Annotated in this window: 21 protein-coding genes; 10 read left to right on the plus strand and 11 right to left on the minus strand. The window is 68.5% G+C overall.

All coding sequences use genetic code 11. The features are described from left to right. Nucleotides 1–64 precede the first annotated feature (64 nt). Both ACWDXS_RS25000 and ACWDXS_RS25005 read right to left on the minus strand, forming a co-directional pair. Nucleotides 65–256, minus strand: a complete 192-nt coding sequence (locus ACWDXS_RS25000) for a hypothetical protein (RefSeq protein ID WP_378634199.1) — start codon at nucleotides 254–256, stop codon at nucleotides 65–67. A 114-nt stretch (nucleotides 257–370) separates the two neighbouring features. Further along, nucleotides 371–580 (minus strand): BldC family transcriptional regulator, encoded by a 210-nt coding sequence (locus ACWDXS_RS25005; RefSeq protein WP_056814442.1) that lies wholly within the window; start codon nucleotides 578–580, stop codon nucleotides 371–373. Nucleotides 581–742: 162 nt separating this feature from the next. Between ACWDXS_RS25005 and ACWDXS_RS25010 the strand changes: the two genes are divergently transcribed. The 5 genes from ACWDXS_RS25010 to ACWDXS_RS25030 all read left to right on the plus strand — a co-directional run bounded on the left by ACWDXS_RS25010 (nucleotide 743) and on the right by ACWDXS_RS25030 (nucleotide 3,498). Next, on the plus strand, nucleotides 743–1,069 hold the full coding sequence (locus ACWDXS_RS25010; RefSeq protein ID WP_378991009.1) for a DUF4229 domain-containing protein: 327 nt from the start codon (nucleotides 743–745) through the stop codon (nucleotides 1,067–1,069). Continuing rightward, a complete protein-coding gene (locus ACWDXS_RS25015) occupies nucleotides 1,066–2,151 on the plus strand; it encodes a PLP-dependent cysteine synthase family protein (protein ID WP_449969197.1) in 1,086 nt (361 codons plus the stop codon). Before ACWDXS_RS25010 ends, ACWDXS_RS25015 begins: the two co-directional genes overlap by 4 nt. A 91-nt stretch (nucleotides 2,152–2,242) precedes the next feature. After that, nucleotides 2,243–2,464: a hypothetical protein gene (locus ACWDXS_RS25020; RefSeq protein ID WP_019049431.1), complete on the plus strand. Its 222-nt coding sequence runs from the start codon at nucleotides 2,243–2,245 to the stop codon at nucleotides 2,462–2,464. Beyond that, the gene (locus ACWDXS_RS25025) at nucleotides 2,464–3,039 is read left to right on the plus strand and encodes a Clp protease N-terminal domain-containing protein (protein WP_387445685.1); all 576 of its coding nucleotides are present in this window, start codon (nucleotides 2,464–2,466) and stop codon (nucleotides 3,037–3,039) included. The genes ACWDXS_RS25020 and ACWDXS_RS25025 overlap by 1 nt, the downstream gene beginning before the upstream one ends. 63 nt (nucleotides 3,040–3,102) lie before the next feature. Then, complete coding sequence (locus ACWDXS_RS25030; RefSeq protein WP_378991002.1) at nucleotides 3,103–3,498, plus strand: phage holin family protein; 396 nt, start codon at nucleotides 3,103–3,105, stop codon at nucleotides 3,496–3,498. Here the strand turns inward: ACWDXS_RS25030 and ACWDXS_RS25035 are convergent. Both ACWDXS_RS25035 and ACWDXS_RS25040 read right to left on the minus strand, forming a co-directional pair. Next, the gene (locus ACWDXS_RS25035) at nucleotides 3,495–4,367 is read right to left on the minus strand and encodes a 1,4-dihydroxy-2-naphthoate polyprenyltransferase (RefSeq protein WP_387445687.1); all 873 of its coding nucleotides are present in this window, start codon (nucleotides 4,365–4,367) and stop codon (nucleotides 3,495–3,497) included. The genes ACWDXS_RS25030 and ACWDXS_RS25035 overlap by 4 nt on opposite strands. Before the next feature lie 78 nt (nucleotides 4,368–4,445). Beyond that, entirely contained in the window at nucleotides 4,446–4,910 is a 465-nt protein-coding gene (locus ACWDXS_RS25040) for an SRPBCC family protein (RefSeq protein ID WP_449969203.1), read from the minus strand. A 114-nt stretch (nucleotides 4,911–5,024) separates the two neighbouring features. On the opposite strand from ACWDXS_RS25040, the gene ACWDXS_RS25045 reads away from it, so the two are divergent. Next, nucleotides 5,025–8,615 (plus strand): AfsR/SARP family transcriptional regulator, encoded by a 3,591-nt coding sequence (locus ACWDXS_RS25045; RefSeq protein WP_449969206.1) that lies wholly within the window; start codon nucleotides 5,025–5,027, stop codon nucleotides 8,613–8,615. 54 nt (nucleotides 8,616–8,669) lie between these two features. Here ACWDXS_RS25045 and ACWDXS_RS25050 read toward each other — a convergent pair whose 3' ends face one another. From ACWDXS_RS25050 to ACWDXS_RS25070, 5 genes are all read right to left on the minus strand, one after another. Continuing rightward, nucleotides 8,670–9,494, minus strand: a complete 825-nt coding sequence (locus ACWDXS_RS25050; protein ID WP_378990994.1) for an ABC transporter permease — start codon at nucleotides 9,492–9,494, stop codon at nucleotides 8,670–8,672. Continuing rightward, nucleotides 9,491–10,477 carry an ATP-binding cassette domain-containing protein gene (locus ACWDXS_RS25055; RefSeq protein WP_378990992.1) on the minus strand — a complete coding sequence of 329 codons (987 nt, stop codon included), beginning with the start codon at nucleotides 10,475–10,477 and terminating at the stop codon, nucleotides 9,491–9,493. Before ACWDXS_RS25055 ends, ACWDXS_RS25050 begins: the two co-directional genes overlap by 4 nt. Before the next feature lie 59 nt (nucleotides 10,478–10,536). Beyond that, nucleotides 10,537–11,661 (minus strand): o-succinylbenzoate--CoA ligase, encoded by a 1,125-nt coding sequence (gene menE / locus ACWDXS_RS25060; RefSeq protein ID WP_379312391.1) that lies wholly within the window; start codon nucleotides 11,659–11,661, stop codon nucleotides 10,537–10,539. A 358-nt stretch (nucleotides 11,662–12,019) separates the two neighbouring features. Next, complete coding sequence (locus ACWDXS_RS25065; RefSeq protein WP_379312388.1) at nucleotides 12,020–12,412, minus strand: VOC family protein; 393 nt, start codon at nucleotides 12,410–12,412, stop codon at nucleotides 12,020–12,022. A 13-nt stretch (nucleotides 12,413–12,425) separates the two neighbouring features. Further along, a complete protein-coding gene (locus ACWDXS_RS25070) occupies nucleotides 12,426–13,319 on the minus strand; it encodes a 1,4-dihydroxy-2-naphthoyl-CoA synthase (protein ID WP_056816187.1) in 894 nt (297 codons plus the stop codon). A 141-nt stretch (nucleotides 13,320–13,460) separates the two neighbouring features. Between ACWDXS_RS25070 and ACWDXS_RS25075 the strand changes: the two genes are divergently transcribed. The 3 genes from ACWDXS_RS25075 (at nucleotide 13,461) to menD (ending at nucleotide 16,419) form a co-directional block, all read left to right on the plus strand. Continuing rightward, complete coding sequence (locus ACWDXS_RS25075) at nucleotides 13,461–13,907, plus strand: DUF6918 family protein (protein ID WP_056814402.1); 447 nt, start codon at nucleotides 13,461–13,463, stop codon at nucleotides 13,905–13,907. 364 nt (nucleotides 13,908–14,271) lie between these two features. After that, nucleotides 14,272–14,529 carry a hypothetical protein gene (locus tag ACWDXS_RS25080; protein WP_378990990.1) on the plus strand — a complete coding sequence of 86 codons (258 nt, stop codon included), beginning with the start codon at nucleotides 14,272–14,274 and terminating at the stop codon, nucleotides 14,527–14,529. A 258-nt stretch (nucleotides 14,530–14,787) separates the two neighbouring features. Beyond that, nucleotides 14,788–16,419: a 2-succinyl-5-enolpyruvyl-6-hydroxy-3-cyclohexene-1-carboxylic-acid synthase gene (gene menD / locus ACWDXS_RS25085; RefSeq protein ID WP_449969211.1), complete on the plus strand. Its 1,632-nt coding sequence runs from the start codon at nucleotides 14,788–14,790 to the stop codon at nucleotides 16,417–16,419. A gap of 59 nt (nucleotides 16,420–16,478) precedes the next feature. Here the strand turns inward: menD and ACWDXS_RS25090 are convergent, their stop codons facing one another. After that, a complete protein-coding gene (locus tag ACWDXS_RS25090; RefSeq protein WP_378990986.1) occupies nucleotides 16,479–16,733 on the minus strand; it encodes a hypothetical protein in 255 nt (84 codons plus the stop codon). 181 nt (nucleotides 16,734–16,914) lie between these two features. Between ACWDXS_RS25090 and ACWDXS_RS25095 the strand changes: the two genes are divergently transcribed. After that, nucleotides 16,915–17,505: a TIGR03086 family metal-binding protein gene (locus tag ACWDXS_RS25095; RefSeq protein WP_449969215.1), complete on the plus strand. Its 591-nt coding sequence runs from the start codon at nucleotides 16,915–16,917 to the stop codon at nucleotides 17,503–17,505. A gap of 25 nt (nucleotides 17,506–17,530) precedes the next feature. Here ACWDXS_RS25095 and ACWDXS_RS25100 read toward each other — a convergent pair whose 3' ends face one another. Further along, nucleotides 17,531–18,163 (minus strand): TetR/AcrR family transcriptional regulator C-terminal ligand-binding domain-containing protein, encoded by a 633-nt coding sequence (locus ACWDXS_RS25100; protein ID WP_449969217.1) that lies wholly within the window; start codon nucleotides 18,161–18,163, stop codon nucleotides 17,531–17,533. Nucleotides 18,164–18,216: the final 53 nt, after the last annotated feature.

The following is an 18,216-nucleotide window of genomic DNA, read 5'->3' on the forward strand; positions in this document are numbered from 1 at the left end:
CCCAGCTCTTTCGACGCGCAACGGGGGTATGTGCGTCAGCTCACGGCGACGCACATCGTGAGGGTCACTCGGCTGGGCCGGAGTCGTCACGTGGTTGTTTGCCGAGGCGCCAGAGGAATTCCGGGTCGTCGTCGGGGCCGAGAACCGGTCTGCGCGAGGGTGGGCCGGGATTCGGGCGTTGCATTTCGGGGCCGAACGCCTTCCAGCACAACACCGCGATGGCCACGATCGCGATGAGTGCCAATAGGTACGTCACGTCGCTCACCTCCTGCTATCGAGGGTAGCCGTGTCCGCGCCGTGTGCACATCCGCAACGGGAGGGAAATTTTTGGCGAACGCGAGCCCGCGGTGGGCTCGCGTCGGCCGGTGAGTCAGCGGGGTGCTGCCTCGGTGGTCAGTGATCTGAGCAACTGCAGGACCTCGGACTCGCGGAAACGGCGATGTCCGCCCGGTGTACGCAGTGAGCCGAGTCTGCCCGCATGGGCCCACCGGGTGACGGTCTTGGGATCTACGTGGAACATGGCGGCCACTTGGCCTGGTGTCAGCAGAGTGTCCTGAAGGCCGACGGTGATCGCAGTCATAGCTAACCTCTCCGTTCTCGACAGTTCCCTCATCAGTGGCGTCATCGTCGCACTGCGACCCCCATGTAGTCGAACCACCTACTGTTGGTAAAGGGGAAGTAATAGACAAAAGCCGCGAACGGGGCCGCATCGGCGAGATTCGCGCCGGGCTACGCTGTAGTCGTGAGTGAAGCAACAGGTCAGCAGGGTCCTGGCGCAGGGAAGCGGCTGGTCCGCAATCTCGCGCTCTACACGCTGGCTCGTCTCGGGCTGGTCGTGGTGATCGCCGCGTTGATCGTAGGCGTGGCCAAGCTGATCGGTGTCGACGTGCCGGTCATCGTCGCGGCGCTGTTCGCGCTGATCGTCGCGATGCCGCTGTCGCTGACGTTGTTCAAGAAGCTGCGGGTGAAGGTGAACGAGGACATCGCCGTGGTCGACGCGCGCCGCCGCCAGGACAAGGCGCAGCTGCGGGCCCGCTTGCGGGGTGACGACGACGGCGCCTCGGCGTGAAATACCTCGATCGCAGCGCCCCGCGTGACTGGGTCGACAATGCCGTCCGGCTGATCGACGCCGACACGCAGCGCTCCGCCGACACCCACCTGCTGCGGTATCCGCTGCCCGCCGACTGGCCGGTGCAGCTCTATCTCAAGGACGAGTCGACCCACATCACCGGCAGTCTCAAGCACCGGCTGGCACGGTCGCTGTTCCTGTACGCGATCTGCAACGGCTGGGTCACCGAGGGCACGACGGTGGTCGAGGCGTCGTCGGGTTCGACGGCGGTGAGCGAGGCCTACTTCGCGAAGCTGCTCGGTCTGGACTTCGTCGCGGTGATGCCCGCGAGCACGTCGCCGCAGAAGGTCGCGCTCATCGAAGCGCAGGGTGGCCGATGTCATTTCGTCGATCGACCACCGGACATGTACACCGAGGCCAAGCGTCTCGCCGCCGAATCCGGCGGGCATTTCATGGATCAGTTCACCCATGCCGAGCGGGCCACCGACTGGCGTGGCAACAACAACATCGCCGAGTCCATCTTCGAACAGCTGGCGCTGGAGAAGCACCCGGTGCCGGAGTGGATCGTGGTCGGTGCGGGTACCGGCGGCACCAGCGCGACGATCGGGCGCTACATCCGGTATCGCAGGCACGCGACGCGGCTGGCCGTGGTGGACCCGGAGCATTCGGCGTTCTACGGTGGCTACGAGTCGGGCGACGCGGGCTATGAGACCGGAATGCCGTCGCGCATCGAGGGAATCGGCCGTCCTCGGGTGGAGCCGTCGTTCGTGGGCCAGGTGGTCGATCGGATGATCGTGGTTCCCGACGCGGCCTCGATCGCCACCGCCCGTCATGCGAGCGCCGCACTGGGCCGTCGCGTCGGCGGTTCGACCGGCACGAACCTGTGGGGCGCCTTCCACCTCGTCGCCGAGCTGGTCGCGGCGGGTCGCAGCGGAAGTGTGGTCACGCTCCTGTGTGACGGCGGCGACCGGTACGCGGGCACCTATTTCGACGACGTCTGGGTGGCCGCCCAGAACATGGATCTGACCGGCCCGACCGAGATTCTCACCGAATTCGCCACCACCGGCCGCTGGAACGGCTGACAACCCCGCCACACCCTTTCCGGGTCTGTTCGCGCTCAGCGATGTCAATTTTTGTTGACAAACGCGGCTGTCGTCAAGCAAAATTGACGTCATGACCGATGCAACAACCCTCGCCTCAGCGGCAGGCAACCCCGACCCCGCCGTCGGGCTGCGCGCGGTGCTCGCCCTGCGTAGGCTGGCCGACCGGCTCGAAACCATCCAGGTCGCCAATGCCAGAGCCAACGGCTGGTCGTGGCAGGCCATCGCCGAGGCGCTCGAGGTGAGTAAGCAAGCGGTCCATCAGAAACACAACCGGAAAGGTGGAACCCGCTGATGTTCGAAAAATTCAGCCGCGAGGCCAGAGTCGCGGTGGTCGGTGCCCAGGACGACGCCAAGGAGCTGGGCGCGAAGCGGATCGGGCCGGAGCATGTGCTGCTCGGCACCTTGTCGAACGCCGAACCGGACCTGCGCGCGGTGCTCGACGCGCGCGGCATCACCGCCGGCGGTGTGCGCGCCGCCCTCGCCGCCCGCACGAGCGAGCCGCCGCTGGGCGCCGATGACGCGCAGGCCCTGCGCTCGATCGGCATCGACCTGGATGCTGTGCAGGCCAGCATCGCCGACAACTTCGGCTCGCAGGCCTGGGACCAGGCCGAACCGGAGGCCAAACGCGGCATGTTCGGCCGACTGCTCGGCTCCGGGCACATCCCGTTCACCAGCACGGCCAAGAAGTCGCTCGAACTCGCGCTGCGCGAGGCGATCCACCGCAAGGATCGGGAGATCTCCTCGACCTACCTGCTGCTCGGCATCCTGCGCGGGGCCGACCCGGCCACCACCGACCTGCTCGGCGGCCGCGACGCGGTGTCCGGCCTACGCGCCGATCTCTACGCGATGCTCGACCGCGCCGCGTGAATTCCACATCGGGTGTGTGTCAGACCCGCCGCAATGTCCGTTTCCCGGCCTAGCATTGCGTGCATGCAACTAGCAATCCGGTTGGTCATCAACGCCATAGCCATCTGGGCTGCGGCCGCGTGGATCGACAAGATCGATATCTACGTGCCGCCAGAGTGGTCAGCGGAGTGGGGTAACTGGGGCAAGGCCCTGGTCCTGCTCATCGTCGCGCTCGTGTTCACGGCGGTCAATGCCGTGATCAAGCCGATCGTGCAACTCCTGTCGTTGCCGTTCGTGATCCTCACGCTCGGCCTGTTCCTGCTGGTGGTGAACGCGGGGATGCTGTGGCTCACCGCCAAGATCACCGAGCTCACCGACTACGGCCTTCGCGTCGACGGTTTCTGGGCGGCGTTGTGGGGTGGCTTGATCATCACGCTGGTCAACTGGGTGCTCGGCATTCTGGTGCCCGACGGCGACTAGCCCGCGAGCCCGACGGCCAGCGCGCTCAGCGCCGACCAAGCCAGCAGGGCAAGCCCCGAATCGCGGAGAGCGGGAATCAGTTCCAGCCCGCCCTTACCGGTGCGCACAGGGGCGTTGGCCCGGATCGCCAGCGGCAACGCGAGCAGTCCGGCCAGCGCCCATGGCGTGCGCGCGATCAGCGCGAGGCTGATCACGAACGGCGCCGCGAGCAACACCAGGTGCAGGGTGCGGGTGCGCGCATCGCCGAGTTTCACCGCGAGCGTGACCTTGCCCGACTCGGTGTCGGTCGGGATGTCACGCAGGTTGTTGGCCACCAGCACCGCGCTGGAGAACGCGCCGACGCCGATCGCGAGCAGCAGGCCGACCCAGTCGACCCGCAGCGCCTGCACGTACTGGGTGCCGAGCACCGCGATCAGCCCGAAGAACACGAACACGGCGATCTCGCCGAAACCGCTGTAGCCATACGGCTTGCTGCCGCCGGTGTAGAACCACGCGCCCGCCAGGCACAGCGCGCCGATCAGTACCAGCCACCACGCGGTCGTCACGGCCAGCACGAGGCCGGCGACCGCGCCGATCGCGAGGCTGAGCACCGCGGCGGTGCGAACAGCTGTGGGGGAGGCCAGTTTCGAGCCGACCAGGCGCAGTGGGCCCACCCGCACGTCGTCGGTGCCGCGAATGCCGTCGGAGTAGTCGTTGGCGTAGTTCACCCCGACGATCAGCGCCAGCGAAACCAGCAGCGCCAGAATTGCTTTCCACCAGACGGCCCCGTCGATGGATGCGGCAGCGCCGGTGCCCGCGAGTACCGGCGCGATCGCGTTGGGCAGCGTCCGCGGTCGGGCGCCCTCGATCCATTCCGCTGCTGTAGCCATGGATCGAAGCCTAATCCGACACGGACGCTCCCCGCTCCTGGAGCCCCTCGCGCACGGCCGGAGGGCGCCTGATCGCGGTCAGGCCGGGGTGGACTCGGCGACCGTCTTGAGCCGGGCCAGTCCCTTGTCGAAGTCCTTGCCGATGAGGTTGTCGATCGGGAACACCTTGCCGAGCACGCCCATCAGCCCGGAGTGGGTGCCGGTCATCTGCCAGGTCACCTCGGTGCCACCGGCAACCGGAGCGAGCGTGAAGGTGACGAAATTGGTGGCTTTGAACGGTTTCTCGAAGGTGAGCTCCACGCCGACCTCGCGTTCGGCGTCGGCCTTGATCTCCATCACGCCCGCACCGGCTTTGCGGTTGCCCCGCCAGGCGTAGCGGGCGCCGACGCCGGATTCCGGGCCGGTGTAGGTACGGGCGAGCTGCGGGTCGGCGTCTTCCCACGGCGACCACAGCCGCCACTGGCGGAAGTTGTCGATCAGTGCGTGGATCCGTGCCGGTTCAGCGGCGATGACGGTGCGCCGCGACACCTCGAAGTTGCCCATGTGCGTGAGCCTAAAGCGAGGTGGGGACAAAATCGCGGGACACAACGTCGGAGGTGTCGCGCTGGGGCGCGAACCGGGAACCCGTCGCCGCCCTCGCCTACGATGACATCCGGCATGTCTGTACAGCATCGCGGCCCCGAGGGGTCGCCCTCCGAGGCACTCTCCCGCGTTGTCGTGGGGGTGCTCGGCGTGATCGCGATCCGCCGCGACGACGCCGTGATCGCGCTACCCGGCGCCCGCGCCCGGCTGCTGCTGGCCGCCCTCGCAGTGCATCCAGGGCGGGCTCGGAGCGCCCAAACGCTGATCGACGAGGTGTGGGGCGAACAACCACCCCGCGCACCGATGAACGCGCTGCACACGCAGGTCTCGCGCCTGCGGGCGATGCTGCCCGACGGCGCACTGGAGATCGGCCCGGCCGGTTACCGGCTGAGATTGCCCGCCGACAGCGTCGACCTCACCGCGGTCGCCGCGCTCGCCCGCCGAGCCGATGAACACCTGGCTGAGGGAAACGTCGCCGACAGCCTCGCCGCGATCGCGCTGGCCCGGACGCTGTGGCGCGGTGAACCGGGCGCCGATCTCCCCGATTCCGCCCCGGCCGCCGACCTGCGCACAGCCGCCGCCGACCTGGGCCGCCGCCTCGATCACACCGAACTCACCGCCCACCTCACGCACGGCGACGTGGCCGACGCCGTTCCCCTCGCCCGCGCCGCGGTCGTAGCCAACCCGCTGGACGAATCCGCTCACGCGACCCTGATCCGGGTCCTCGCCGCCGCGGGCCGGCCGAGCGAAGCCCTCGAGGTCTTCGCCGCCTACCGCCTACGCTTGATCGAAGAACTGGGCGCCGACCCGGGCCCCACCCTCCTCGCCCTCAACACCGCCGTCCTCCGCGGAGAACCGATCGAGCTGCCCGGACGCGCACCACAACACCGCGTCCAGTCGGGTCCGAGTGCCGCGACGACCAGCGGCCGATCCGCCGGCGCAGGGTCGTCGGTCGGCGTCAACGGCGACCGGCCCGGCCGGTCGGGCAGCGACGCCGGGAGCTCCGACGGTGGGGGAGCCGGCCCCGGGGTCGCAGACGGGGTGGGGACCGGTCAGCGCGGCCGGCCGGTCGGCGCCACCGGAAACGACTCCGGTGAGACCGCCGATTCCCAGTCCGCGGCCGGCGCTGGAGATACCGCGGCCACCGACCGGCGCGGCCCGGGCAGCCCCACACCGCGCACCGCCGTCGGACTACGCGCAGCGCCCAACGAACTACTCGGTCGCACAGTGGATCTCGACGCGATCACTGACCTGGCACGGCGCTCCCGAGTGACGACCGTCCTCGGACCAGGCGGCACCGGCAAGACCAGGGTCGCCAACGCGGTGGGTGAACGCATGGCCGGTTCGGTGCCGGTGGTACTCGTCGAATTGGCCTCGGTGCAGCCCGAATCGGAGGCCGGACCGCAATCGCGCAAAGACATCGAGGTCGCCATCGGGCAGGTGATCGGCCTGGGTGAGATGCGGGAGACGGGTGCCATCCGGGCGGGCGTGCGCGTGGACGTGAGCACCCGTCTGCGTGAGGCGCTCGCGGCGCGGCCGATGGTGCTGATCCTGGACAATTGCGAGCACGTGATCGATGCCGCGGCTGAGGTGGTCGCCGATCTCGTCGGCAGTTGCGCCCAGTTGACCGTGCTCACCACCAGTCGTTCGCCGCTGTCGATCACCGCCGAATCCGTCTATCCCCTAGCTCCTTTGGCGATCGACGCGGCCGGTTCGCCTGCCACGGACCTGTTCTCGGCTCGCGCCAGGGCGGTACGCCCCGATGTCCGCCTCGACCCCGACACCGTGGCCCGGCTGTGCCGCACCCTCGACGGTCTCCCGCTGGCGATCGAGCTCGCCGCCGCGCGGGTGCGCACGATGAGCGTCGCCGAGATCGAGACCAGGCTCGACCATCGTTTCGCCCTGTTGCGCAGCGGTGATCGGTCCGCGCCGCACCGGCATCGCACGCTGCACGCGGTGATCGCCTGGAGCTGGAACCTCCTCGACCCCGATCAGCAGGTGACCTTGCGCAGGCTGAGCCGTTTCCCGGCCGGGTTCACCGCGGCCGCGGCCGAGGTGGTCGCGGCGGGCACGGATGTGGCTGTCGCGGTGGACGGGCTGGTCGCCCAGTCCCTGCTCACCGTTCTGGACGACCCCGACGGCGCGGGCATCCGCTATCGCATGCTCGAAACGGTCCGTGAGTTCGGCGCCGAACAGATCGCCACCGTCGACGCGGTGACCGATGGCGCCGAATCCGCGCTCGTGCTCGACAGGATGTTCTGCTGGGCCAGGGAATTCGCGCTGGGGTCGTTCCGCGACTACCGCGGCGGCGGTCAGGTGAGGTCCGTGCTCGCGGTGTCGGCCGACCTGGACAACCTGGTCGCCGTGCTGCGCTCCGCTGTCGATCGCGCCGACGCGCCGACCGCGTACTCGGTCTTCCCGGTGGTCGCGATGGTTTGGGTGATGCGCGGCGCGCACCTGGAATTCACCGGGTGGGCAATGCGATTGGTCGCTCTCGCGCCGCCGCCACCGTCCTCGGCCGAGGACGCCGACCTGCAGATGATCGCGCATCTGCTGACCTGCTTGCACATGCTGTTCCTCAAGGACGGTGGCACCCGCGCGACGGCGATCGTGCGCACCCGTGCGCGGCGGCTGCTGACCAACCCTGTTCTCGATCCGGGCCTGTACTTCCTCGGTACGGTGATCACCTTGCGGCCCGAGCCGTTCCGGTTGGGCAGGTTGTTCGCCCGGGGCGCGCGTTCACACCATCAGCAGGTCCGGGTCGCCGCGCTGGTGGCGCGAGCCAACTTCTGGGAGAACGGCGGCAACGTCGCGGGCTCGACCCGCGACTCCTTCCGCACCCTCGACGACATGGATCCGGCGGAGGTGTGGGGGACGGCGACAGTGTGCCAGCACCTGGCCCAGCTGTCCGGCCAGTCCGCGAACTATGACGACGCAGTGAAGTATTACCGCCGCACGCTGGAGCTGATGGGCGAGCTCCGCGTGCACGAGGAGATCATGGAGAGTCGCTGCTACCTGGCCGCCGCTTTGGTCGGCGGCGGGCACCTCGAGCAGGCGCGTGCCGAACTCGACTTCATCGTGCGACCGAACGATTCCGGTGTCAGCCCCGTTGACGACCCCATGGTTCGCCGTAACCACCGGCTGGCGAACGCCGCTACCGCGCTCGCCGAACTCGAACTCGCCGAGGGCGATGTCGACGCCGGGCTCCGCCATTACCGCCGCGGGCTCGAGCTACTCGGGTGGCCCGATTTCGAACCGACGCCGGGCCCCGGTTCGCTGATGGTGGCGGCGGCCACCCTGAGTGCCCATGTGCTCCACGGCCGGGCATCCGCTGCCGCGGGTCTGGCGACCGAGCTGATCGAGACCGCCGATCAGCGGTTGGCGCAGTACATCGACCTACCGCAGATCGGGGCGGTCGCGTGCGGGCTCGGGTCCTACCTGCTCACCACCGAGTCCGGGCGCGCCGACGGTCTCGAACTGCTCACCCTCGCAAGGACATCGGTGGCCAGGCAGGACGGCCCCTCGATGGAGCTGGCCGCCCACATCGCCCTGCACCGGGGTGTCGTCGGCGATGCCGCGATGGACGCGGCCCTGCATCGCGCGGCGGGTACGCGTCGTCTCGAGGCCGCGAAGCGCATCGTCGAGATCATCGCCGGACTGCACTGACACGACAACGGCATCCGACCCACTGGATCGGATGCCGTTGCGGAGGAGCGGTGTTCAGGCGCGGCGCATGTAGGCCCGCACCGCCAGTGGCGCGAAGATCGCGATCACTACGAGTGATCCGACCAGCGACCAGACGAGGTCGGTGCCGTAACTGTTGGTGTTCATCAGTTCTCGGCAGGTATTGACCATGTAGTACACGGGGTTGACGTGGTTGAGACCCTGCATCCAGCCCGGCATGGTGCTCACCGGGGCGAAGGCGCCCGACATGAACGTCAGCGGGAACATCACCATCATCGAGATGCCCTGCACCGACGCGGCGCTCTTGCCGGTGACGCCCACCAGCGCCCAGATCCAGCTGACCGCGAACGAGCACACCACGACCACCAGGCAGGCCGCGACAACCCCGACCAGACCGCCGCCTGGCCGGTAGCCCAGGCAGAGCCCGACCAGCACGGTCAGCGTCGAGGCGATGGCGTAGCGCACCATGTCGGCCAGTAGCGCACCGGACAGTGCCGAGACCCGGGCGATGGGCAGGGATTTGAAGCGGTCGAACACGCCCTTGTCCATGTCCTCACGCAACTGCGTGCCGGTGACCACCGAGGTCAGCACCACGGTTTGCACGAGAATGCCCGGGATGAGCACCGGCAGGTAGCCGGACACGCTGCCCGAGATCGCGCCGCCGAAGATGTAGGTGAACAGCGCCGTGAACAGGATCGGCTGCACCGTCACGTCGAAGAGCTGTTCGGGATTGTGTTTGATCTTGAGCAGGCCGCGATAGGCCATCGTGAACGAGGTGGAGATCGTGTCGCGCAGGCTGATTCGGTCGCTGGCCTGGGGAATGTCGTCGATGGCTGTGGGAGCGGTGAGAACTGCGGTCATGCCGCGCTCCGTTCGGTGTCGTCGGATTCGTCGGCCGGGTGGCCGGTGATGGTGAGGAAGACTTCGTCCAGCGTCGGCTTGCTGACGGTGATCTCCTCGACCCCGATCTCCCAGTCGCGCAACCGGATCAGCAGGTCGGCGGTGAGATTCGGGTCGGGCAGCGGCGCGGTGAGCCTGCCCGCCTCGGGGCTGATCTGCGCGCTCACGTCGAGGAAGTCGCCGACGATGCGGCGGGCCTCGTCGAGCTGCTCGGGATCGACCAGGGTCAGGTGGACCGACGCGCCGCCGATGGAGGCCTTGAGCTCGTCGGCGGTGCCGTCGGCGATCACCTTGCCGCGGTCGATCACCGCGATCCGGTCGGCCAGCTGGTCGGCCTCGTCGAGGTACTGGGTGGTGAGCAGCACCGTCGCGCCCTCGCGGACCAGCCTGCGGATGGTGTCCCACATCTGCGCGCGGGTGCGGGGATCGAGGCCGGTGGTCGGCTCGTCGAGGAACAGCAGGGGCGGGGTGGAGATGAGGCTGGCAGCGAGGTCGAGGCGCCTGCGCATACCGCCGGAGAAGTTCTTCAACGGCTTGGACGCGGCCTCGACGAGGTCGAATTCCTCGAGCAGCTCGACGGCTTTGCGCCGGGCATCGCCCCTGCTCAGGCCGAGCAGGCGGGCGAAGATGATCAGGTTCTCGGTGGCGGTGAGTTCCTCGTCGACCGAGGCGTACTGGCCGGTGACGCCGATCAGCGAGCGCACCGCGTTCGGTTCGGCCACGACGTCGCGGCCGAAGATCCGGGCGCTACCGCCGTCGGGGCGGAGCAGGGTCGCCAGCATCTTGATGGTCGTGGTCTTGCCCGCGCCGTTCGGTCCGAGTACGCCGTACACAGCGCCGCGCGGCACCGTCAGGCTGACCCCGTCGACCGCCCGCTGCTTCCCGAACACCTTGACCAGCCCGTCCGCCTCGACGGCGAGGGATGAAGTGGGTGTGTAAGTCATGAGCACTACCGTGCCCACCCCGACTTGCACGCCCCTTGCGCAGCGCTGTCGTCGTGGGGTTACTCGGCCAGCAGGAGCGTGCGCAGGGCCGCACGGTCGGGCTTGCCGGGGCCGCGGAGCGGGATTTCGGACAGGACGGCCAGTTCACGCGGTGCGGCGATCGAGTCGAGTTCGGCCACCACGTGGGCACGTATTTCGTCCAGCGTCGGCGCGGCACCGGGTGTCGGCACGATCGCGACCGCGACCCGCTGACCCAGCCGTTCATCGGGCAGGCCGAGCACGATGCATTCGCGGATACCGGGGTGGTTGGCCAGCACAGCCTCCACCACCTGCGGAATCACCAGCAGTCCGCCGGTCATGATCGCCTCGTCGAGGCGGCCCGAAATCGAGAGCACACCGTCGTCGAAGGAGCCCGCGTCCTCGGTCCGGAACCAGCCGGGCTCGGCGAAGGCCGGGTGGTCGGGCAGATTGCGGTAACCGCGCGCGATCATCGCACCGCCCAGAATGACGCGACCGTCCTCGATCCGCACCTCGGTGCCGTCGAGCGGCACGCCCTCGTAGACGCACCCGCCGCAGGTCTCGCTCATCCCGTACGTGCGAACCACCGTGATACCGAGGTCGCGTGCCCGGTCCAGCACCGGCGCGGGCGTGGCCGCACCGCCGACCAGGACACCGTCGAGTTCGGCCAGCGCCTTGGCCGCTATCGGCGAATCCAGCGACTTGATCAGCTGGGTGGGTACCAGCGCGGTGTAGCGACGCGGTCCGCGCATCGCGCCGACAGCGCCGGCCAGCGCCTCGGGCAGGAATCCGCCCGACACGTCGAGCACGGTCGGCTCGGTACCGGCGAGAATGCTGCGCAGCAGTACCTGGATACCGGCGATGTGATGGGTGGGCAGCGCCAGCAGCCAACTGCCCGGCCCGCCGAGACGGTCGTGGGTGGCGTTACCGCTGGCACGCAGTGCCTCGGCGCCGAGCAGCGCGCCCTTGGGGATACCGGTGGTGCCCGAGGTCGTCACGACCAGCGCGACATCGTCATCGATCGGATCGCCCGGTTTGAGCGCGTCGGAGAGTCTGCGCGCCTCCCGGCGATCGGTGGTCGGGATCGGTAGCCACGCCGGGCCGCTGCCGTCGAGGGCTTGGCGCAGGTGGGGCATCACTTCGCTCACCCCGGCGCCGGTCGGCATCTGCAGCGTCCGCAGGGTTCTGCTCACGCCGCGGCCTCGCTGGCGCTCGGCCGCACCGTGCGCATCGCGCGCTGGCACATGATTCGCTCGCTGTGCTCCCTCATGCCCACCACCTCCGGAAACAGCTTGCCGCGCGCCCTCACGGCTTCGATCGTGTCATGCGACCGACAAGACCCGGCCAACGGGTCGGTTTGTCGGGAAACGGGTCGGGAAAGCCAGACATAGCGACTGCGATTCAGTAGATGGACAACACCACTCGCACTGCGGTCCGGACGGCGTCGGTCGGGCGCTTGCTCGCAGCTATCGTGCGCGGCCGAGCCGTCATCGGCAACTCGGCTCGGCCGCGGGCACAGCCCTCTCACTCCGGTGACCAGCGCTGATCCCGCCGGATCGGATGTTCGGCGGGAACCTGCACCAGCACGATGGCGACCCCGTCCGGATCGCGCACCCACATCTCCCACAGACCCCAGTGTTCGAGCACCGGTGCGCGCTCGATCTCGATTCCCTTCAGCGCCAACTCCGCCGCCGCGTCCTCGACATCGCGCACCTGCAACCAGATCGCGCCGTCGAAGCTGCCTGCCTGCCCGCTGCCACCGTGTGCGGCGACCTCGAGCAGCGACTGCCCGGCGAAGAACACCGTGCCGCCCGGGTACTCCCGTGCGATCGCCAAGCCGAGGCTGTCGCGGTAGAACGCCAGCGTGCGACCGTAGTCGCTGGGACGCACGATGATCCGGCTGTTGAGAATCTCCATGGGGTGTCCGTTCTCAGAAGTACCAGGGGTAGGGCGTCCAATCGGGCTTGCGCTTCTCCAAGAACGAGTCTCGGCCCTCGACCGCTTCGTCGGTCATGTACGCCAGGCGAGTCGCCTCGCCCGCGAACAGCTGCTGACCGACCAGGCCATCATCGAGCAGGTTGAACGCGTACTTCAGCATGCGCTGCGCCTGCGGCGATTTGCCGTTGATGTCGGCGGTCCACTCGAGCGCGACGTTCTCCAGCTCGTCGTGATCGACGACCTTGTTCACCGCACCCATCTGGTGCATCTCTTCGGCCGTGTACGGCCTGCCGAGGAAGAAGATCTCGCGCGCGAACTTCTGGCCCACCATCTTCGCCAGATACGCGCTGCCGTAACCACCGTCGAACGAACCGACGTCGGCGTCGGTCTGCTTGAACCGCGCGTGCTCGCGCGAGGCGAGCGTCAGATCGCAGACCACGTGCAGGCTGTGCCCGCCACCCGCCGCCCAACCGTTGACCAGCGCGATCACCACCTTGGGCATGAAACGGATCAGCCGCTGCACCTCGAGGATGTGCAGTCGGCCCGCGCGCGCCGCGTCGACCGTGTCGGCGGTCTCGCCGTCGGCGTACTGGTAGCCGTTGCGGCCGCGGATGCGCTGGTCACCACCGGAACAGAACGCCCAGCCACCGTCCTTCTCGCTCGGACCGTTGCCGGTGAGCAGCACAGCGCCCACGTCGGGGCTCATCCGCGCGTGATCGAGCGCGCGGTACAGCTCGTCGACGGTGTGCGGACGGAATGCGTTACGGACCTCGGGCCGGTCGAACGCGACCCGCACCGTGCCCTGCTCGATATGGCGGTGATAGGTGATGTCGGTCAGGTCCTCGAACCCGGGGACGGGCTGCCACAGCTTCGGATCGAAAGTCACGACCACGATTATTGCCCTACCTTCCGACGTCGCGGTACGAGGTCGTAACACTGCAGCTCGAGCGGTCGCCGCATACTCTGAGCACCCGATGCGTATAGTTGCGCCTGCTCGTACATCGAACCGATCCGGAGGAACCTGAAAGTGGTTGCAGCACTGTCTGAATCCCTGCTCGACGACGCCAAGCGTCCGGCTTTCCTTGCTGACGCCGTCGAGGTGCTCGACGCCGAGGTCTCGGACAAAGGTGGTGCGTCCGGCCTGGCAGTGAAGGGTGGCTACGCGGCGGTCAAGAAGATCAGCCCGACCATCGTTCCCGACGGCCTCGCGTCGCTGGCGCCGAAACTGCTCGATCAGCTCCAGCCGTACTGGGCGGAGTTCACCACCTCCGGCACCGGCACCTTCGCCGATCTGCTGGCCGCGAAGTCCGATGAGGTTGCCGAGTCGCTGCTGGCCGTCACCGACGCCCGCGCCGAGTCGTCCACCCGGCCTGCGCTGAAGAAGGTGTACTCGTCGATGCGTGGTTCGGCCAAGAAGCACGTCATCGAGGCACTGCCGCGCGTCGGCGATCTGGTGCAGAAGCACGCAGGCTGAGCGGTAAGGCGAGGTAGCCCTCGCCGCGATCGTCCGATTGGGCCGGTGTGAGTTCGGGTAACCGAACCGCACCGGCCTTTTCGCGTTCGTGGGTGACCACCCTCACGCAACAGGGGTGTGCGGTGGTGGCGGACACATCGATTCCCGGTCGGCGGTAAATTCCGGGTCGGTCTGTGTGAGGAATATTACCGCTCCGGTGAACGCCAGGATAATTGCGGGTTGCCACGAATTCGTCATATGCGCGTGCGTCATCTTCGCGATTGACAACTACCCGGCCTTATCGGTTACGTTGCCAATCAAGCGATTCGAAAGGTGAATTGCTTCAAGTGACTGCATTGCACAGGTCGAAAGGAAGTTTGCTCACATGATCTCTCGCAAGACCCTCGCCGCCACCGGTGCTGCCGCTGCCGCCGCTGTCATGTTCTTCGGTCCCGCCGTCGCGAGCGCCGACACCGGCTCCGCCGAGGCCTCCACCGGCTCGGCTGACGTGCTGACCGGCTCGTCCTCGGGTTCCGGCGTGCTCGAGTCGGGCAGCGCCGCTGCCGACAGCGCCACCTCCGCTGTTCTCAACATCATCGAGTCCATCACGGGCATCCAGGATCTCACCGCCCCCGCGGAGTGAGCTGACTCTTCGTTCGGCCGGCCTTTTACCGGGTTGGCGGAAATTCCGGCGGCGGGCGTCTTGCTCGTCGCCGGATTTCTTTCTTTTGTTGTTCTCTTTGCGATTTCATGAATATCGATTGCTGCTGGATATCAATAGCTGTCCGGCTCTTCGGTAATTGGTTGAGGCGTTCGTAAATCGATACGCCGCCCGGCTCGGTGACGCACGCAACGCGGGCCGGGGGCAGACGGGTGCGCGCCGGTCTGACAGGCTGTGATTGTGAATCCGTCTACTGCGCAGGCTCGAGTGGTCGTCGACGAGCTCGTCCGCGGCGGCGTCCGCGAAGTGGTGCTGTGCCCCGGATCGCGTAACGCGCCACTGGCCTTCGCGCTGCAGGCGGCGGACGCGGCCGGCGAGCTGCGGCTGCACATGCGCGTCGACGAGCGCACCGCGGGATTTCTCGCGATCGGTCTCGCGGTGTCGTCGGGGCGGCCGGTTCCGGTTGTGATGACCTCCGGCACCGCGGTGGCGAACCTGGGCCCGGCGGTCCTGGAGGCCAACTACGCGCGGGTGCCGCTGATCGTCGTCAGTGCCAACCGGCCCTACGAGATGCTCGGTACCGGCGCCAATCAGACGGTGGAACAGCTCGGGCTGTTCGGCTCTCAGGTGCGTGCCACGATCAGCCTCGGGCTGGCCGAAGCCGAAGCGGGGGAGTCGGCCTACCCGCGACAGAACAGTGTGTGGCGTTCGTCGGTGTGCCGGGTGCTCGCCGCCGCGCGCGGAACCCGTTCCGGCAACGCGGGTCCGGTCCAGTTCGACATTCCGCTGCGGGAACCGCTGGTCCCGGAGCTGTCCGACGACCCGCTGCCCCTCGGCCGCGAGGGCGACCGGCCGTGGACGGCAACCCAGTACGCCACCCTCGACGTGCCGCTCGACATCGATCTGACGCCCGACACCGTCGTCATCTCCGGCCACGGCGCCCGGCTGCTGCCCGAACTCGCCGCGCTGCCGACGGTGGCCGAGCCGACCGCGCCGATGCACGGCCCCGCCCTGCATCCGCTCGCGCTGTCGCTGCTGAAGCCCACCCAGGCGATCATCACCGGTCGCCCCACCCTGCACCGGCAGGTCTCGCGCGTGCTGGCCGATCCGGACGTCACCGTGTTCGCGCTCACCACCGGTCCGCGCTGGCCCGATGTCTCCGGCAATGTCGTCGGCACCGGCACTCGCGCGGTGACCACCGGCGCGCCCGCGCCCGCGTGGCTGGCGCGCTGCTCCGAACTGAACCAGCAGGCCGAATCGGTGGTGCGGGCCGAGCTGGCCGCGCACCCCAAGGCGACCGGCCTGCATGTGGCGGCCGTGGTCATGGACGGACTACGCGAAGGCGATCAGCTTCTGCTCGGTGCGTCGAACCCGGTGCGCGACGCCGCCCTGGTCTCGCATCCACGGCCGGGTATCCGCGTGCTGTCCAATCGCGGCGTGGCCGGGATCGACGGCACGGTCTCCGGTGCCGTCGGTGCCGCGCTGGCGCATCCGGGCCGCACCGTGGCGCTGATGGGTGACCTCACGTTTCTGCACGATGCGTCCGGTCTGCTGATCGGTCGTGGCGAACCACGTCCGGACAACCTCACGATCGTCGTCGCCAACGACGACGGCGGCGGCATCTTCGAGCTGCTCGAACAGGGCGATCCGCAGTACGCGGGTGTGTTCGAGCGGGTTTTCGGCACACCGCACGGCATGGATCTGGCCGCGCTGTGCGCCGCCTACCGCATCCCGCACCGTCAGCTCGATCCCGCCGAACTGGCCGTGGAACTGGCCGCCGACGCGCACGGTCTGCGGGTGCTCGAGGTGGCGACCGAGCGTTCCAGCCTGCGTGAACTGCACGCGGGTCTGCGGGCGAAGATCGCCGGTTAGGCGAACCTCCGCCCTCGCCGCGGCCGTGCGCGAACGGCGATCGAACGCTGTCGCGCCGGTCAGCCTTCCTCGGCGACGGTGAACTCCTCGCCGCCCTCGTCGAAAGGGACGGGGATGGTCTGTTCGATCACGTCCGCCGGATTCGCGGTCTCGGCCTCACGGGCGATGGTGGCCGCCATCTCGTCGGTGTAGTCGGCGGCGTCGGAGTAGGCGGGATCGTCGGGGTCGTCATCGCGAAAGGCGGACTGTTCCTGTTCGACGCGATCGGCCTCGGGGACCTCGTCCAGTGGGCGAGAGCTTTCGTAGTCGATCATCGGTGCTCCTCGTTCGTCGGCCTGCTCGATCGGTTGAGCCTCGGACGTGATGTGACGCTGATCGGGTCCTGCGCTGTCCAGGGTGCGCCGATCCGGTGCCCGCGGCAACCCGCACCGATGACTTTCCGGCGACGGTGTCGTCTGCATGAGTGCAGCCACCTGCCATCGCTGAGGAGCGCTCATGGAACCACAGTTCGATTTCGAACCAGCCGCCCGATCGCTGGCCGCGGTCGTCGACGGCATCACCGACGACCAGCTCGCCGACCCGACGCCGTGCGCCGAGTCCACGGTGCGCGATCTGCTCGCCCACGTGGTCGGGCTGACCGAGGCGTTCCGCCAGGCCGCGACCAAGGAATCGATCGGCCGGTCCGTGCCACCGCCCGCCGGTTCCGACAGCCCGCTGCCCGATGACTGGCGCACTCGCATCGCCGCGCAGCTCGAGACGTTGACGTCGGTGTGGCGCGTGCCCGAGGCATGGGAGGGTGACACCGAGGCCGGTGGAGTGGAGCTGCCCGCCGCGGTCATGGCGATCGTCGCGCTCGACGAGATCACCATCCACGCGTGGGATCTCGCCGTCGCCACCGGACAGCATGTGACCGTCGCCCCCGCGGACCTCGCGATCCTGCACGAGTTCCTGCGCGAGACCGACCCCGCCGGCACTCCCGGCTTGTTCGGCCCGGTCGTCGAGATCCCGGCCGACGCTCCCGCCTTCGATCGGCTGCTCGGTCTCACCGGTCGCGACCCGGCCTGGCGTTCCCCGGCGGTCGCCTAGCACCGCGCTCCGTTGTCCCCGGCGTTCAGTCGTCGAGGCTCTCCGCGGCGATGACGAATGTCCCCGCGGCGGCGGCGATGGCGGCGGCCCGGGCCGATCGGTCGGCGATGTCGTCGTCGATGGGATCGCCGCTGGCCAGTAATCGGTAGTAGAGCGGCGCGGAGACCGCGGAGAGCACGGCGCGCGGGTCGGTGCCGACGGGCGCCTCGCCACGGATGACGGCGGCCTCGACACACGGCGCCCATTCGTTGAGCCGGGTGTCGTAGAAGGTGTGCAGCGCGGCGGCGGTGGCATCGTCGCAGGTGGCGGCCGCGATGACCGCGCGAAACAGGTTGCTCTGGCGACCGTCGGCGAGAGTCTTGGCCACCAGGCGGGCGTTCGCGGTCAGATCGTCGAGCAGTGAGCCGGTGTCGGCGCGGGGCAGTGACTGCTCGGCCATGTCGACGAGCAGATCGGCGACCAACCCCGCGGGCGTGCGCCAGCGGCGGTAGACGGTTGTCTTGCCGACCCCGGCACCGGTGGCGACCTCGGTCAGGTCGAGGTGCGCGAATCCGCGGTCCGCCAGCAGATCACCGGCCACTTCCAGGACGGACTCGCGCACCCGGGCGGTGCGTCCACCAGGCCGAACGGAGCCCGGCCAAGCGATGCCGTGGTCCATAACGGAACTCCTGTTTCATTTAGCGCGCATCGGGTGTACTGTCGGTCGTGTTA

Source organism: Nocardia sp. NPDC003183, assembly GCF_053590715.1.

Bases quoted from the DNA above. Each gene is read 5' to 3' on its own strand.
- ACWDXS_RS25005 (WP_056814442.1), bottom strand. From the start codon at position 580: ATGACTGCGATCACCGTCGGCCTTCAGGACACTCTGCTGACACCAGGC.
- ACWDXS_RS25020 (WP_019049431.1), top strand. From the start codon at position 2,243: ATGACCGATGCAACAACCCTCGCCTCAGCGGCAGGCAACCCCGACCCC.
- ACWDXS_RS25025 (WP_387445685.1), top strand. From the start codon at position 2,464: ATGTTCGAAAAATTCAGCCGCGAGGCCAGAGTCGCGGTGGTCGGTGCC.
- ACWDXS_RS25030 (WP_378991002.1), top strand. From the start codon at position 3,103: ATGCAACTAGCAATCCGGTTGGTCATCAACGCCATAGCCATCTGGGCT.
- ACWDXS_RS25035 (WP_387445687.1), bottom strand. From the start codon at position 4,367: ATGGCTACAGCAGCGGAATGGATCGAGGGCGCCCGACCGCGGACGCTG.
- ACWDXS_RS25040 (WP_449969203.1), bottom strand. From the start codon at position 4,910: ATGGGCAACTTCGAGGTGTCGCGGCGCACCGTCATCGCCGCTGAACCG.
- ACWDXS_RS25045 (WP_449969206.1), top strand. From the start codon at position 5,025: ATGTCTGTACAGCATCGCGGCCCCGAGGGGTCGCCCTCCGAGGCACTC.
- ACWDXS_RS25050 (WP_378990994.1), bottom strand. From the start codon at position 9,494: ATGACCGCAGTTCTCACCGCTCCCACAGCCATCGACGACATTCCCCAG.
- ACWDXS_RS25055 (WP_378990992.1), bottom strand. From the start codon at position 10,477: ATGACTTACACACCCACTTCATCCCTCGCCGTCGAGGCGGACGGGCTG.
- menE (WP_379312391.1), bottom strand. From the start codon at position 11,661: ATGCCGACCGGCGCCGGGGTGAGCGAAGTGATGCCCCACCTGCGCCAA.
- ACWDXS_RS25065 (WP_379312388.1), bottom strand. From the start codon at position 12,412: ATGGAGATTCTCAACAGCCGGATCATCGTGCGTCCCAGCGACTACGGT.
- ACWDXS_RS25080 (WP_378990990.1), top strand. From the start codon at position 14,272: ATGATCTCTCGCAAGACCCTCGCCGCCACCGGTGCTGCCGCTGCCGCC.
- ACWDXS_RS25090 (WP_378990986.1), bottom strand. From the start codon at position 16,733: ATGATCGACTACGAAAGCTCTCGCCCACTGGACGAGGTCCCCGAGGCC.
- ACWDXS_RS25095 (WP_449969215.1), top strand. From the start codon at position 16,915: ATGGAACCACAGTTCGATTTCGAACCAGCCGCCCGATCGCTGGCCGCG.
- ACWDXS_RS25100 (WP_449969217.1), bottom strand. From the start codon at position 18,163: ATGGACCACGGCATCGCTTGGCCGGGCTCCGTTCGGCCTGGTGGACGC.